The sequence below is a fragment of the Gordonia sp. YY1 genome (genome assembly GCF_009872315.1).
GTDB classification, from domain to species: Bacteria; Actinomycetota; Actinomycetes; order Mycobacteriales; family Mycobacteriaceae; genus Gordonia; species Gordonia amicalis.
In genome coordinates this window covers 54,969-70,300 of record NZ_WXYI01000004.1, presented here as the reverse complement: position 1 = coordinate 70,300, position 15,332 = coordinate 54,969, and the positions used below count along the sequence as shown (strand labels likewise).

Here is a 15,332-nt window from a genome sequence, read left to right as displayed (position 1 = left end):
GATCTCTAGGACCTGCGATGGCCCGTCGGACAGTCACGCGACCAACCGATCCCCCGTCCCGGGAGATCGCGGATGATCTGAGCGCGGCGGGCTTCACCAACGCTCGGATCGCGGGGCGTGGCGGGTTCGGGGTCGTCTACCGCTGTCTCCAACCTGCGCTCGACCGTGAGGTGGCGGTCAAGGTGCTGCGGGCCGGCCGCGACGAGACCGATCGCCTCCGGTTCCTTCGCGAACAGCAGGCGATGGGCCGTCTGTCGGGTCACCCCAACATCGTCCACATTCTCGAGGCCGGCGTGACGCGATCGGGATTCCCGTACATCGTCATGCCCTTCCACGCCCGCGGCTCGCTGGACACGCGGCTCCGTCGCCGAGGGCCTTGCGAGGTCGACGAGGTCCTCGACCTCGGGATCAAGATCGCCGGCGCCCTGGAGACCTCCCATCGGGCCAGCGTTCTGCATCGAGATCTGAAACCCTCGAACATCCTTCTCACCGAGTACGGCCAACCACAGCTGACCGACTTCGGCATCGCCCGGCTCGCCGATCGCGACGACACCACCCGCGGACTGGTCCTCGGCACACCGGCCTACACCGCGCCGGAAGTGCTGCGCGGTGAGTCACCATCGGTGCTCTCCGACGTGTACGGGCTCGGCGCCGTACTGTTCGCGGCGCTGGCCGGCCGACCGGCGTACGGGCGTCGCAAGAACGAGGACCTGGTCGCCCAGCTGTTGCGGATCACCACCGAACCGATTCCGGACCTCCGAGCGCAAGGCATACCGGAGCCCCTGTGGACGGTCATCGCGCGGGCGATGGCCCCCACACCCGCAGACCGCTATGCGACGGCACGCGAGTTCGGTGAAGCCCTGCGGCAGGCGGGCCTCGAACTCGGATATCCCGTACCCGAGGTGCCGGTACCGCTGTTCGCCGACATCGACGGTCCCGCGCTGACCGAGTCCGACTCGTCCACGGACACCTCGGAGTACCCACACCTCGACACCCGCGCCGACGGATCGGATTCGGGGCGTCCGCCCGTCATCACCGCCAAGTACCGGCCGCCGGTCCTGGCCCACGCCACGGTTCCACGCACCCGGTTGCTCGCGCGGCTGACCACCGGCAATCGGGCACGGCTGATCCTGATCCACGGACCCGCGGGATACGGGAAGACCGTGCTGGCCGCCCAGTACGTCCAGGCAGCCGAGACCACCGGCGGAAAGACGGCGTGGTTGGCGATCGACGAGGACGACAACACACCCGCATGGTTTCTGTCGCACCTCGTCGACGCGATCAGCGTGACGTTTCCCGGCCTGGGGAATGAGCTCACCCGCACCTTGGAGGAGTACGGCGAAGGCGCCGAGCGCTACGTGCTGACCACGCTGATCAATCGCGCCCACACGACCGACGAGCACATCCGCATCGTCCTCGACGACTGGCATCGGATCACCAACCCGGCGAGCCGGGCGATCGCGCAGTTCCTGATCGACAACGGCTGCCACCACATCCAGCTCGTCGTCACCAGCCGCACACGCCGATATCTGCCGCTCAGCAGTCTTCGAGTGAAGAACGAACTCATCGAAATCGACGCCGCCGCACTGCGTTTCGACATCGACGAGTCTCGCGAGCTACTCACCGGGGGAACCGGGCTGCCGATCGACGACACCGATGTCGCCGAGCTCGAGGAGACCACCGACGGCTGGGTGGCCGCCCTGCAGCTGGCGTCCCTGGCGCTGCGCGAGCACGACGATCCCCGCGCGGCGATCCGTCAGTTCTCGGCGAACCACCGCGAACTGGGGGAGTACCTCGCCGAGAACGTCCTCGACAGCCTCGACCCGGACCTCCTCGACTTCCTCCTGGCGACCTCGGTCAGCGAACGGATCTGTGCGTCGCTGGCGGCCGCGTTGACGGGCCGACGCCACACCCAGAGCATGCTCGAGGACATCGAGGAACGTGACCTGTTCCTCACCCGACTCGACCCCGAAGGACAGTGGTTCCGCTACCACAACCTGTTCGCCCACTTCCTGCGTCGTCGACTCGAACGGCAGGAGTCCGACAGGTGCGACGATCTCCACCGGCGAGCAGCCGCGTGGTTCGCCGAGCGGCGCATGTTCAGCCCGGCCGTCGACCATTTCCTCGCCGCCGGCGATGAGTCCGAGGCGATCGACCTGGTCGAACGCGAAGGCTACGACCTGCTCGAACAGTCCAAGATGAGCACCCTGCTCGGCCTCGCCGCCAAGCTCCCGGTGACAACGCGCAGGCAGCGACCGGATCTCCAGCTGGCGCTCGCCTGGGCGCACGCGCTTCTTCACCACCGGGCACCGGCGAACACGGCGCTCGCCTCCATCGATGCCGCACTCCCGGCCGGCGCCGGCCCCGATGGCGATGTCGCCGACATCCGCGCGGAGACCGGACTCATCCGTGCCTCGATGAATGTTCTCGACGATCAACTCGAGGGCGTCGACGAGGCCGTCGGGGCCTGCATGGTGCGCGCCGAGCGCCTGCGTCCGTGGGTTCTGTCCGGCGTCGCCGCCGTCGCATCGTTCCGCGAGATCCAACGGTTCGCCTACGACGAGGCCCGGGAATGGCAGCGCTGGGCACGTCCGCACCACCGCAGGACGAAAGGACCGTTCAGCGTCATCTACGGATACATCCTCGACGGCGTGGCGGCGCGGGAACAACTGGACTTCGACGCCGCCGAGGCATCGTTCCGGCACGCGATGGGACTCGCTCGTGCCTCCGACGAGGACCGCTCCTACGGCTCCCGGCTCAGTGGCGCGCTCCTCGGGGAGTTGCTGTACGAACGCGGGAATGTGGACGAGGCCCAGCGGCTCCTCGACGACACCTACAACCTCGGCGCCGAGGGGGGCATCGTCGAGATCATGCTCGCCACCTATGTCGTCGGCGCACGCGCGAAACACGCTCTCGGGCAAGATGACCAGGCCGCCGAGCGGCTGGACGAGGGCGAACGGCTGGCACAGGCGCTGAATCTCCCGCGGTTGGCCGCCCACATCACGGCCGAACGCATCCGTTCGGGTATCGGTGCGTCAGCGCTGTCCGCTGATTCGTTCCCGGCCGAGATGCCGCACGACCTTCCGGACGGAATCGTTCAGGTCACCGCCGAAAAGACCGAGGAGGCAGCCATCCGCGCACTCCTGGCCGTCGGTACCACCGACACCCGGAACGCCGCGTGCCGACGGGCACGCGCCCTGGCCGGGTCGATCGACGCGACGACCCGGCCGAGAGCGGAGCTCGACGCCCGGCTGCTCCTGGCCGAATGCCTGGCCGCGAGCGGGTCCCTCGCCGAGGCGGAGGAACTGCTTCTCCCGATCCTCGATCGCTGTGCCCGTCTGGGTCTCGTGCAACCCGTGCTCGATGCGGGATCCGGTGTGCAACACATCGTCCGAAGACTGGGCACGACCGCTCGCGGGGACGTGGACCCGGTGGTCGTCCCGTTCCTGGACAGACTGCACATGTCGCCCCTCACGGAGTGAGGATCGAGTTGCCCGGTGTCGTCGGCACACAGCAGTTGACCGCGAGCAGTGGACGACCGTCAGCGCCTGCCGGGTTCGTCGCTGTCGTTGACGCGTCGCCCGATCGCTGACACCTGACGCAACTGCGCACGGGTCAGGCGGTCGACGACGAGCCGGCGCACATTGGCGACATAACCGGGCGCAGTAGCCACGACCTTCTCCCAACCCGCTTCTGTCAGAACCGCATTCGTGAAGCGACCGTCCTCCGGGCACTGATGGCGGCGCACCCATTCTCGTTTCTCCAGCCGACCCACGACATGGGAGAGACGCGACAGGGAACCATAGGACATCTCGGCGAGCTCACTCATCCGCAACGTACGGTCGGGCGCTTCGGACAACGCGGAGAGGACCTCGTATTCGAAGTGGGTGAGCTGCGCTTCCCGGAGCAGTTGAGCGTCGAGCGCATGGGGGAGCCGAGCCAGCGCCGTGGCCACCTGAATCCAGGCGTCCATCTCCTCGTCGTCGAGCCATCTGGGCTCCTGCTCACCGGACATTCGCGCAGTCTATCCGATCTCCATTACTTGAAGCTTCACTTGACTCATCAACTCATTGGGCCTAGGTTCATCAATTGACACATCAAGTGAATCCTCGAGCTCAAGGCGGTTTTCCATGTCCAGTCCCATCGTCCGGAGCGTGGGAATCCTCCTCGCACGCATCGCATTCGGCGCCGTTTTCCTCGCCCATGGCCTGCAGAAGTTCCAGCAGAACGGGTGGGCCGGCCCCAAAGCCGGGTTCGAGATGATGGACGTTCCACTGCCCGCGATCTCGGCGTTCCTCGTCACCTGGCTCGAGATCCTCGGCGGTATCGCTCTGATCGCCGGTCTGCTCACCCCGGTCGTCGGCCTGCTGTTCTTCCTCGACATGCTGGGCGCGCTGTTCATCGCCCACATCGACAACGGCATCTGGGCCTCCGACGGCGGCTATGAACTCGTGCTGGCACTCGGCGCCGGCGCGCTTCTGCTGGCCGTGGTCGGCGCAGGCCGTCTCAGCATCGACGCGATCCTCGGCACCAAGGCACCCTGGCGCGCCGTCGACGGCAACCGTCCGGCGACGACGGTCGGCTCCGCCAACTGACCGCACACACACCCGTTTTCGGACCCGCAGCCCAGGCTGCGGGTCCGAGCCGTTGGCGGGGTAGATTTCGCGCGAAGTCCCTCAACCGTCGAAGGAACCCCATTGCCCAGGATCCTCCTCATCGGCGCGATCGTGTCCGAGGTCGCCGCGACGTTGTCTCTCAAAGGCTCGGAATCACTCCCGGTCCTCTACCTCGTGGTGGTCGTCGGCTACGCGACGGCCTTCATGCTGCTGGCCGCAGTCCTGAAGCGGGGGATGGGGATCGGCGTCGCGTACGGCGTGTGGTCGGCGGCCGGCGTCGCCCTGACGGCGGTGCTCGCCGCCCTGATCTTCGATGAGGCGTTCAGTCCCGTCATGGCGGTGGGGATCGTGTGCATCATGATCGGGGTCGTGCTCGTCGAATCCGGGTCCTCGTCCCACGCACCGGTCGCCGCGATGATCGACGAGGCCTGAACGTGGGGTACGTATTCGTCATCCTGGCGATCGTGGCGGAGGTCAGTGCCACGCTCGCACTCCGCGTGGCCACCGACGGGAGACCGCGGTTCTACGGGATCGTGGTGGTCGGCTATCTCACCGCCTTCGTCGCACTGACAGTCGCACTTCGTCTGGGAATCCCGCTCGGTGTCGCCTATGGGATCTGGGCGGCGGCCGGTGTGGCGGCGACCGCCATCGCAGCCCACTTCCTGTTCCGGGAAAGACTCACCCCCCGGGTGCTGGCCGGCATCGGAGTCATCGTCGTGGGAGTGCTGCTCGTCGAGCTGGGCGCTGTGCACTGAGACCTACCGGACAGGTCAACCGACCCAACTCACCCGAGGCCTCATACCATGCCGCGATCGACATGCCTCGGTCATCCGTGACCGTGATCATTTCGACCTGCGCTTATCCTGAGGGACGTGACCCCCACCGTAGGTAGTTCCGTGCCGTCGGGACGTATTCGCAGCACCGCATACGCGTCGAAGGTGATGTCCGCCGACGACGCAGTGCAGTTCATCCAGCCCGACGACACCGTGGCGATCAGCGGATTTGCCAGTGCCGGAACACCGAAGGTGATCATCCCCGCCCTCGCGGACAAGATCAGGGGAGCCCGGGCGACAGGTTCGAATTTCACCATCAACCTGCTGACCGGCGCCTCGGTCTCGACCGAGACCGAACGCCTCCTCACCGAGGTCGACGGCATCGCACTGCGGATGCCGTACCAGTCGGAGGCCACCGCCCGTAAACGCATCAACGACGGTCGGATGGACTACGTCGACATACACCTGTCCCACGTGGCCCAGCAGGTGTGGGTGGGCTACTACGGCAAAGTCGACGTCGCCGTCGTCGAGGTTGCCGGAATCACCGAATCGGGGGAGCTGATTCCGTCCGCGTCCATCGGCAACAACAAGACCTGGCTCGACGTGGCCGAGAAGGTCATCCTCGAGGTCAACTCGTGGGTACCCGCGGGCGTCGAGGGAATGCACGACGTGTACTACGGCACGGCACTTCCGCCCAACCGCAAGCCGATCCCGCTGACCCGCGTACAGGACCGGATCGGCCAGCCGACCTTCCGGGTCGACCCGGCCAAGGTCGTCGCCGTCGTGGAGACCGACCACCGCGACAGCGCCAGCCCCGTGACCCCGCCCGACGCCATCAGTGAGGCGATCGCCGGTCACGTCCTCGACTTCTTCGACTACGAGGTCCGCAACGGCCGGCTACCCGCCGACACGCTGCTTCCTCTGCAAGCAGGTATCGGCAACGTCGCCAACGCCGTGCTCGGCGGTCTGGACCGCGGCCCCTACAAGGGACTGACCTGCTATTCCGAGGTCATCCAGGACAGCATGCTGCGGCTGATCAAGGACGGGACCGTCTCACACGCGTCGTCGACCGCACTGGCACTGAGCGAGGCGGGTATCGAGGAACTGACGTCCAACATCGACTTCTACCGGAACCACATCACCCTGCGTCCGCAGGAGATCAGCAACCATCCCGAGGTCGTCCGCCGTCTCGGTGTGATCGCGATGAACGGCATGCTGGAGGCCGACATCTACGGCAACGTGAACTCGACGCACGTGATGGGCACCAGGATCATGAACGGCATCGGCGGGTCGGGTGACTTCGCCCGCAACGGTTATGTGTCGTTGTTCCTGAGTCCGTCGACGGCCCGCGACGGCGCGATCTCGTCGATCGTGCCGATGACGCCACACGTCGACCACACCGAACACGACTGCCAGGTGATCGTCACCGAACACGGGTTGGCCGACCTACGTGGCCTGTCGCCGCGACGCCGCGCGCCCCTGATCATCGAGAAATGTGCGCACCCGGAGTTCCGGCCGATGCTGAACGATTACTTCGTCCGCGCCGAGGCGATGCCGGCCGCCGGCCAGACCCCGCACATCCTCGGTGAGGCGTTCAGCTTCCATCAGCGGTACCTGGAGACCGGCTCCATGCGCTGAGGACTCAGCGCGAATCGTCTCCACCCTGACCACCCGGGGCGTCCTCCCCGTTCGTGCGGTCCTCGCGTGGGTTGTCGAAAGTCACGTCGATCGCCTGAAACCCCTTGTTCCGCTGCGCCCTGACCTGCGCCGAGTAGGCGGCCTCGTCGCCTTCGGTGAGGATGACGTTGTCGGTGAACGGTGTCAGCAGCGATCGCGGATACAGGTGATCCACTCGTACGGAATTGGCTTCGAGGCAGAACACCAGCACGATCGAGGTCACATAGAGAAACGCGAGCAGCCCGAGAACGATGGCGAAGACGCCGTTGGTGGAGCTCGCGTTGGCGATGACGCGTGCGACGTACACCGCGCCGAAGGTCTGGATCGCCTGCCAGCACGCCGCGGCCGCCAGCGCACCGGGTAGGACGTCGCGCACCGACAGGGCTCGAGCGGTACCGAACCGGAACGCCACGATGAAGACGGACGTGCTCAGCACGACAGAGCCGAGAATCGCGAACCAGCGTCCGACGACGCCCAGCTCGATACCGGCGGCGAGGCCGTTGACAACGGTCAGTCCGATGACGGCGAGGCCGACCGTCGACAGCAGCACCAGGCCGCGCAGACGCACGAAGATCGGGTCCGGTCGTTCGTTGCGTGGCACTGCCCAGATCGTGTTCATCGCATTCTGGGCCGCGACGGCGACACCCAGACCGCCGTACAGCGAGACGAGCACACCGATCACGAGGGCCGGGATCCCGCCGCTGAGCTTCTCGGGCTCTCCGAGCTGGCTCCCGATGACCGGGATCTGACTCATCGCCGAGTCCAGGATCCGCTCCTGCAGTTCCGGATTGTCGGCGAGCACGATGCCCAGGATCGTCGAGAACAACAACAGCAGCGGGAACAGGGAGATGAACGCGTAATAGGTGCAGAGTGCTGCCAGGTACGCGCCCTGATCGTCGACGAACTTGTAGATCACCGCCAGGGGGAACCCGGTCGCCGGATGACGTCGCTGGAAGTCGTCGATCCGTTCCGACAGCGACACCCGATCACCTTCTGCTCGTCGTCCGCCCGGTCGTGCTGGCACCGCCCGATCGGCGGGTCCGCTGACTGTATCCCGTGAGACGCCCGATCCCCGGTAGCCCGGTCCGTTGGTCGGCGAATCCGATCTGCGCCTCAGTGAAACGGATCCGCGGACGGCACACCGAGTGCGCGAAACGGACCTCCGAGTCGCCAGTAGGCGAGTCCGACGATCCCGTGGGGAAAGAAGCGGCAGGTGGTGGTCACCTCGGTACGTGGGGAATCGCCACCGAGGTCGCGCAACGCGTATTCGATGAACCCGTTCCCGCGTGAGTCCTCGCTCACCCGAACGCGCAGGAACTCGGGACGCTTCTCGCCGACCACCTGCCCGCGCCGCTCGAGGGAATCCCAGATCTCGTCGGCGGATCCGTTCTCGACGGTCGTCGTACTCGTCTCGAACACCTCTTCTCCGGCCCAGTCGGGGTCGGTCGGGATCGGTTCGGAAGCAGGCACATCCGCGGCGGCCTTCGCCCACGTCGCCGGTGCGGCACCACGTTCGGCCCGGTTCAGTGTCTCGGCGACTGCGCGGCTGTACGGCGTCAACCCGCCCGGTGGGCGGGGGATGATCGAGTCGATGTCGCGGTTTCGGCAGACGGCGTCGCATTCCAGCGACTCGATCAGCGGCCGGGCGATCTTTCCCCGGATAGGTGTCACGAAGCGGACCCAACGACTCGCCACCGACGGTGTGAGGAACGGAAGGACGACCATCGTCCGCGGGCGGAGCCCGGCGACCTGTGCGTAGATCCGCATCATGTCGCCGTACTCCAGCACATCCGGTCCGCCGATGTCCCAGGTTCGAGACGACGGGACCTCCGCGGTCGCGGCCTCGACGAGGTAGTGCATCGCGTCGGAGACGGCAATGGGCTGGATCTTGTTGCTGACCCACCGCGGTGTCGTCATCGCCGGCAACCGCTCGGTGAGGTGGCGGATGAGTTCGAACGACGCCGATCCGGACCCGATGAGGGTTCCGGCCTGCAGCGCGACGGCTTCGACCGGCGACTCGATGAGGATGTCGCCGACCTCGGCCCGCGATGCCAGGTGTTCGGACAGTTCGGTTCCCTCTGGATGCAACCCACCCAGATAGACGATCCGGGACACGCCGCACTCCTGTGCAGCTGCCACCACGTTCTCAGCAGAGCGTCGCTCTTCGGTTGCGAAGTCTGCGTCGGTGCTCATCGAATGAACCAGGTGATAGACGACGTCGACGCCGTCGAAGGCCGCCACCAGTGAGTCACGGTCCGACAGGTCACCCTGGACGACCTCTGCACGCGGGTCGGCCGTCCACGGCGCGTCGGCCAGCTTCGACGGTGTCCGGGCCAGCGCACGGACACGGTGACCGCGGTCGAGCAACCGGGGTGCCAGCCGGGCGCCGACGTAGCCGGTCGCTCCGGTGACCAGACAGGTTCGCGTGTCGTTCACATGACTCCTCTGTGTGCCTTCGGGCGTTACCCCTCAGGCTAGGAGCGGAAACCTCGACGCCGGGCCCGTCGCCAGGTGTTGGTGCCGGATCGTTCCCTCTGGCCACAGGTCGGTAACGCCGGACGGCGTCGCGTCGCGTCGTCAGTCGTCCTGCGCAAGGGGCGAATTGACGAACCAGAGGCTCTCTTCGTGCAGGCGTTCGCTCCGCCAGCCCGTTTCGGTGCGCACCATCGAGTGGTGATAGTTCCCGCCGCACGTGCTGAGTTCGGTCATCCCCACGAACTGCATGGGGTTGTAGAACATCGCGCGGACCTGGGCGCGGTCGCCCTCGAAGGAGTATTCGATGTTGGTGATGAAGTGCTGGCTGACCGTGACGAATGCGAAGCTCTCCTCCAGCCACGCGGCGATCTCGTCGCGGCTTCCCGATCGACCGGCGGGCGCCGAGGAATAGTCGACCGTGGCGTCGGCAGTGAACACCGAGCGCCACAGATCCCAGTCCTTCGTGTCGACGGCACGGGCATATCTGTAGAGCGTGTCGGCGATATCGAACCGGTCGGCGATCTCTGAGGTGTTCACGGCTCTCCGTTTCTGTGCGCACCGCCACGGGCGATGCCGGGTCGTGGTCAGTGGTTCGGACGGAAGCCGATCCGCGGTGGGGCAGAGGCACTTCGGTCGTCGACCAGGCCAATCTGCCACCAGGTCAGACATCTCGAACCAATCGACGGGCGACGGCCGTTCCTCCACGTCATGGCCGCACCCTGCCGACTATAGACACCTCCAGACTCCCGTCAGGGAGTTCGGCGCAACCTACCAGGGACAGGCTTCATGGATTTCGTGACGAGGACCCGAGTTACACAGTGCTGGAGAATGTTTCGCAGTAGGTACGCCGCTTCGCTCGATCGTCACCGCTCGGCCGGGGATGGAAGATCAGGGTTGCAGCAGTTCCCGCACCACCCGTAGGTCGGCGACGAACTCGTCGAAGGCCCGGTCACGTTTGTCCGACGGTCCGCGCAGGATCGACGACGGGTGGACGGTCGCCAGCACGTCCACGGCGTAGTCGGGTCCGACATCACCGTCGGCGGCCAGATCGAATCGTTCGCCCCGGTGCCGGGTCAGCCGGAACGTGCTCCCGAGCAACGCCTGGGCGGCGGTCGCGCCGAGGCATACCACGATTCGGGGTGCGACGGCGTCGAGTTCGGCCAGCAACCACGGTCGGCACGCCACCACTTCGGTACGCGACGGCTTGTCGTGGATTCGACGTTTCTGGCCGGCCGCGCGAGTGAACTTGAAATGCTTCACCGCATTGGTGACGTAGGTGAGTTCGCGATCGATCTCGGCGGCGTCCAAGGCACGATCGAACACCCGTCCCGCCGGACCGACGAACGGTTTGCCCGCCCGATCCTCCTGATCCCCGGGTTGTTCGCCGACGAACATGATCGTCGAACCCGGAGATCCGGCTCCGAAGACGGTCTGATCAGCCGCCTTGTAGAGGTCGCAGCCGCGGCACGTGCGGGCGGCCTCGACCAGGTCGTCGAGATCGTGCGAGTCCGGCAGGAACCGTTCTGCCCCAGGGAATGCCATGACGTTCCTTCCGGCGGCTGTGCGAACGGAAGTGGACATACCCGGAGGCGTAGGACATCACACCTCGGTCATCACACCTCGGTCACCGCGCGGGCAGGGCGGCCGCCTTGCCGTTCAGCCAGGACAGGGCCGCGAGCTCGGAGGTCAATCCGATCCCGTGTCCGAGGAAGGTCCCCGGCAGCACCAGCGGGAGATGCATCGTCTCGACGGTGACGTCCGCACCCTGTGCACGCCAGGACCGCACCATCCGATCGGTACCGCGCGCATCGACCACGTCGTCGCCACGGTTCTGACTCACCAGGATCGGCATCCGCGGCGCGACACGGCCCAGACGCTGGTCGTTCACCACCGTCCGCCACGGCTCCTTGCGCAGATGGGCGGCGATGGGACGGCCATCCCTGGTGTAGAAGGTCGTGGGCACGAACGGATTCATCCGGAGCACATCGAACACACAGTACGAGTTGACCTGTCGCAGAACGTTCCGGCCGAGGGGGTTGAACACGGAGAGGAACTCCGCACGTCGTTCGGGGTAGGCGGCCATGAAGCCGTTGACCACCCAGCCGACACCACCCCCGAGAAGGCTCCCGTCCCCGAGTCGTGCCAGATCTGCCAGATCCGGTGCCGGGGCACCGGCGAAGGCGCCGAAGATCGGGAGTTCGGGAGCGTACGACCCGGCGAGTTCGGCGGCGGAGCCGGCCGCGAAGCCTCCCTCTGAGTAGCCCCACAACGCGACCGGGGCCTGGGCGCTCACCCCGAACTTCGGGTTGCGTGCCACACGCGCCATGTCCAGCATCGACGTCCCCAGCGACCTGCGGTTGAGGTAGGGGTGATCACCGGGCGTGCCGAGTCCCTCGTAGTCGGTCAGCGCCACCGCGTAACCGTTCGCGAGGAGCGCCCCGATCGCGAGCTCCTCGTACGCCTGCCCGTATCGCAACAGTCGCGAGGGCGCGCATTGATCGCCGGCACCGATGGTCCCGGACCCCACCACCACGACCGGACGCTCGCCGCGTCCGGTCCAGGGCGATCGGGGGACGAGGACACTGCCGGTCACGGCAGTCGGACGGTTCCGCGCGCCGGTACTCGCGTACATCACCGTGGTGGTCCGGGCGTCGATGTTCGCGCCGGTGAACGGGATGATCGCCGCGTACGACGGCGCCGACCGGATCAGCGATCCGGGGCGGGTGTCGAAGGCCGGTGGCGGGTCGTAGAAGCCGGGGTAGGGGTCGGCGGCCACCTGGCCGGCACCGCCGAATGCCAACGCGGAGGCCGCCGTGCACGCTGTCAGCACGGAGCGCAAGCGTCGACGTCGCGTCGGGAAACGCCTGTGATCGCGCGTCAGGACGCGGATGTGAGTGCGCGAGAAACTGCGTGGTCGACCCCCGATGGACATGAGTCCATTAGTCCGGTCTCGGCGCCTCGTGTCCGGGGTTTGGGGAAATCCGTGTCGCTCCGGTGCCCGAGGGCCTGCTCAGCGACTCCGTGACCGCTCGCCCCGCAGGATCGCGCGCGACACCAGTCCGGCCGCTGCCGCGGCGGCGACCCACGGCCCGCCGACCAGGATCGGATCGAGCCAGGCATGGTTGTTGTCGACGCGTTCACGCCCCACCCGCGAACTCCAGCCGTGTTGGCTGACCTCCGTCCGGATGCCGGTCTCGGTAATCGGATTGTCGGGCCGGCCGGCCGCGACCGAGCGGAGTCGCGCCTCGACCGCGCCGACACGATCGGCCCCGATCAGGATCAGCCAGTGCGCCGCACGACCCTCGCTGAACCGATAAGCGGATCGCCGGATCACTCCCGACAGACCGCTGGGCGGGGTCGACGTACCGAAAACCGGTGTCAGGAAGGCATGTTCGTTAGATCGTTCCCTCGCCTCACGGTGAGGCTGATCCTCCGGTACGTCCCAGTGCACACCGGGAGCGGGCCCGACCGGCAGTTCCTCCGGGACCGCGGGCCGGGAGGCCGGATCGGCATCGACGCCCCAACCCGGGATGCGGTCGACGAGGTCGGTGGTGTCCGGATCGTTGGGTCGGTTCGCTGGGTAGGCAGGCATGCGCTTCTCCTCAGCCGGCGTCGGCGACGATGATGGGCTTGATGCATCCGTCCAGCTTCGACGAGAAGATGTGATAGCCGTCGGCGATGTGCTCGAGCGGAATGCGGTGTGTGACTATGTCATTCGGCTTGAAGTAGCCGTTGCGGATGTGTTCGAACAGGCGCGGCCACTGGCGCTTGACCGGGCACTGGTTCATGTTGATCGTCAGGCCCTTGTTCAACGCATCGCCGAACTTCACGGCGCTGAAGATCGGGCCGTACGCGCCCATCACCGATACCGTGCCGCCCTTGCGAACGGAGTCGATGGCCCAGTTCAGGGCCACCGGTGAACCGCCCTGGAGCTTGAGCTTGGCGGCGGTGACGTGTTGCAGGAAGTTGCCGTCTGCCTCGGCCCCCACCGCGTCGATCACGCGGTCCGCACCGATGTTGTCGGTGATGTTCTTCAGATGGACGATGATGTCGTCGTAGTGGGCGAAGTTGTAGGTCTCCGCATATGCGAAGGTCTCGGCCTTGTCGAGACGGTACTGCAGGTGGTCGACGACGATGACCCGCCCGGCACCCATGAACCACGCCGACCGCGCCGCGTACAACCCGACCGGACCCGCACCGAACACGATGACCGTCTCGCCCTGTCGGATGTCGGCGAGCTGCGCGCCGAAGTATCCCGTGGACAGCGCATCTGTGAGGAGTAGTGCGTCTTCGGGGTCCATCCAGTCCGGGATCACGCTGGGACCGACGTCGGCGAAGGGAACCCGGACGAACTCGGCCTGCCCGCCGTCGTATCCGCCGCAGGTGTGCGAGTACCCGTAGATCCCACCGACCGCGGTCGCGTTGGGATTCACGTTGTGGCAGTTGGAATAGAGGCCTCGAGCGCAGAAGAAGCAGGTGCCGCAGTAGATGTTGAACGGCACCATCACGCGGTCGCCGACCTTCAGGTTCTGTACCGACCCGCCGACGGACTCGACAACACCGATGAACTCATGACCGAACGTCATGCCGGGTCGGGTGTCGGGCATCATGCCGTGATAGAGGTGCAGATCGGAGCCGCAGATGGCGGCGTGGGTGACCCGGACGATCGCGTCGTTGGGATGTTCGATGCGGGGAATGGGCTTCTGCTCGACACGAACCTTGTACGGCCCCCGATAGACCATGGCACGCATCGTGTCGGTGCTCGTCGACGCTGTCATGCGGCGTCGGATACCCGGCCGCTTTTCGGGCAAACCTCACGGCCGAGACGTCGCCACGGCCGACTCCTGTGCAGGTGGATCCGGTCGGGGGTGTAGAAAAGACCCGGTTCATCCAGAACCCCGAAAGGATCGAGCAATGTCTGTGGTGTCGTATGTGATCGCCGGTTCAGAGGCGACGGGTGGTGCGGGAATCCAGGCCGACCTGCGCACTTTCGCCCAGCTCGGCACCTACGGCGTCGGAACCATCACCTGCATCGTGTCCTTCGACCCCAAGGCCGGCTGGGGTCACCGTTTCGTCCCGATCGAGCCCGGCGTGATCGCCGATCAGATGGAGGCCGCCACCGTCGCGCACGAACCGGACGTCGTCAAGATCGGCATGCTGGGCACGCCCGCGACCATCTCGACGGTCGCCGAGGCACTGGCATCGCGGTCGTGGCGGCACGTGGTCGTCGACCCCGTCCTGATCTGCAAGGGCCAGGAACCCGGTGCGGCGCTCGACACCGACAATGCCCTACGCGCGGAGATCCTGCCGCTGGCCACCGTCGTGACCCCCAATCTGTTCGAGGCGGCAACACTCGCCGGCATGGACGAGCTCACCAGCGTCGACGACCTCGCCGAAGCGGCTCGTCGTATCGCCGATCTCGGACCGAAGTACGTGATCGTCAAGGGCGGGGTCGGACTCGCCGGTGACGAGGCCGTCGACGTCGTCTTCGACGGTACGGACATCACCATCCTGCGCGCACCCAAGGTGGGCGACGAGCGGGTCTCCGGTGCGGGATGTGTGTTCGCCGCAGCGACGACCGCCGAGCTGACCAAGGGCGCCGATGTGCTCGACGCGGTGCGCGCGGCCAAGGAGTACACCCATGCGGGGATCGTCGGCCGCCTCGGCTCGACCGCACCGTTCGACGCCGTCTGGCACGGGCAGCAGTAGCACTCCGCGCCGTGGCGTGAACCCACCATTTTTCGGCAGAATCTCCACCCTGATAGGTGCTGGGTTTGCCAAAAAGTGGTGG

14 protein-coding genes are annotated in these 15,332 nt (G+C 66.5%); 6 read left to right on the top strand and 8 right to left on the bottom strand.

Annotated features, from left to right (window positions below; translation table 11 throughout):
• The first annotated feature begins 17 nt into the window (after positions 1–17).
• Positions 18–3,482 (top strand): serine/threonine-protein kinase, encoded by a 3,465-nt coding sequence (locus tag BPODLACK_RS07405; RefSeq protein WP_159404997.1) that lies wholly within the window; start codon positions 18–20, stop codon positions 3,480–3,482.
• Positions 3,483–3,541: 59 nt separating this feature from the next.
• Here the strand turns inward: BPODLACK_RS07405 and BPODLACK_RS07400 are convergent, their stop codons facing one another.
• A complete protein-coding gene (locus BPODLACK_RS07400) occupies positions 3,542–4,015 on the bottom strand; it encodes a MarR family winged helix-turn-helix transcriptional regulator (RefSeq protein WP_159404996.1) in 474 nt (157 codons plus the stop codon).
• 115 nt (positions 4,016–4,130) lie between these two features.
• Between BPODLACK_RS07400 and BPODLACK_RS07395 the strand changes: the two genes are divergently transcribed.
• The 4 genes from BPODLACK_RS07395 to BPODLACK_RS07380 all read left to right on the top strand — a co-directional run bounded on the left by BPODLACK_RS07395 (position 4,131) and on the right by BPODLACK_RS07380 (position 7,027).
• Positions 4,131–4,595 carry a DoxX family protein gene (locus BPODLACK_RS07395; protein WP_024499249.1) on the top strand — a complete coding sequence of 155 codons (465 nt, stop codon included), beginning with the start codon at positions 4,131–4,133 and terminating at the stop codon, positions 4,593–4,595.
• A gap of 102 nt (positions 4,596–4,697) precedes the next feature.
• Positions 4,698–5,048 carry a DMT family transporter gene (locus BPODLACK_RS07390; RefSeq protein WP_024499250.1) on the top strand — a complete coding sequence of 117 codons (351 nt, stop codon included), beginning with the start codon at positions 4,698–4,700 and terminating at the stop codon, positions 5,046–5,048.
• Positions 5,049–5,050: 2 nt separating this feature from the next.
• Entirely contained in the window at positions 5,051–5,371 is a 321-nt protein-coding gene (locus tag BPODLACK_RS07385; RefSeq protein WP_024499251.1) for a DMT family transporter, read from the top strand.
• A gap of 141 nt (positions 5,372–5,512) precedes the next feature.
• Positions 5,513–7,027: an acetyl-CoA hydrolase/transferase family protein gene (locus tag BPODLACK_RS07380; protein ID WP_024499252.1), complete on the top strand. Its 1,515-nt coding sequence runs from the start codon at positions 5,513–5,515 to the stop codon at positions 7,025–7,027.
• 4 nt (positions 7,028–7,031) lie between these two features.
• Here BPODLACK_RS07380 and BPODLACK_RS07375 read toward each other — a convergent pair whose 3' ends face one another.
• From BPODLACK_RS07375 to BPODLACK_RS07345, 7 genes are all read right to left on the bottom strand, one after another.
• The gene (locus tag BPODLACK_RS07375; RefSeq protein ID WP_024499253.1) at positions 7,032–8,048 is read right to left on the bottom strand and encodes a YihY/virulence factor BrkB family protein; all 1,017 of its coding nucleotides are present in this window, start codon (positions 8,046–8,048) and stop codon (positions 7,032–7,034) included.
• A gap of 131 nt (positions 8,049–8,179) precedes the next feature.
• Positions 8,180–9,502 (bottom strand): NAD(P)H-binding protein, encoded by a 1,323-nt coding sequence (locus tag BPODLACK_RS07370; RefSeq protein WP_024499254.1) that lies wholly within the window; start codon positions 9,500–9,502, stop codon positions 8,180–8,182.
• Between the two features lie 141 nt (positions 9,503–9,643).
• On the bottom strand, positions 9,644–10,078 hold the full coding sequence (locus BPODLACK_RS07365) for a nuclear transport factor 2 family protein (RefSeq protein ID WP_024499255.1): 435 nt from the start codon (positions 10,076–10,078) through the stop codon (positions 9,644–9,646).
• A 351-nt stretch (positions 10,079–10,429) separates the two neighbouring features.
• Positions 10,430–11,083: a UdgX family uracil-DNA binding protein gene (locus tag BPODLACK_RS07360; protein ID WP_024499256.1), complete on the bottom strand. Its 654-nt coding sequence runs from the start codon at positions 11,081–11,083 to the stop codon at positions 10,430–10,432.
• Positions 11,084–11,165: 82 nt separating this feature from the next.
• Positions 11,166–12,371 carry a lipase gene (locus BPODLACK_RS07355; RefSeq protein WP_024499257.1) on the bottom strand — a complete coding sequence of 402 codons (1,206 nt, stop codon included), beginning with the start codon at positions 12,369–12,371 and terminating at the stop codon, positions 11,166–11,168.
• 180 nt (positions 12,372–12,551) lie between these two features.
• Positions 12,552–13,133 carry a hypothetical protein gene (locus BPODLACK_RS07350; RefSeq protein WP_024499258.1) on the bottom strand — a complete coding sequence of 194 codons (582 nt, stop codon included), beginning with the start codon at positions 13,131–13,133 and terminating at the stop codon, positions 12,552–12,554.
• 10 nt (positions 13,134–13,143) lie between these two features.
• A complete protein-coding gene (locus BPODLACK_RS07345) occupies positions 13,144–14,292 on the bottom strand; it encodes a zinc-dependent alcohol dehydrogenase (RefSeq protein ID WP_024499259.1) in 1,149 nt (382 codons plus the stop codon).
• A gap of 163 nt (positions 14,293–14,455) precedes the next feature.
• Here BPODLACK_RS07345 and thiD point away from each other — a divergent pair, with 163 nt between their 5' ends.
• A complete protein-coding gene (gene thiD / locus BPODLACK_RS07340; RefSeq protein WP_024499260.1) occupies positions 14,456–15,250 on the top strand; it encodes a bifunctional hydroxymethylpyrimidine kinase/phosphomethylpyrimidine kinase in 795 nt (264 codons plus the stop codon).
• Positions 15,251–15,332 lie beyond the last annotated feature (82 nt).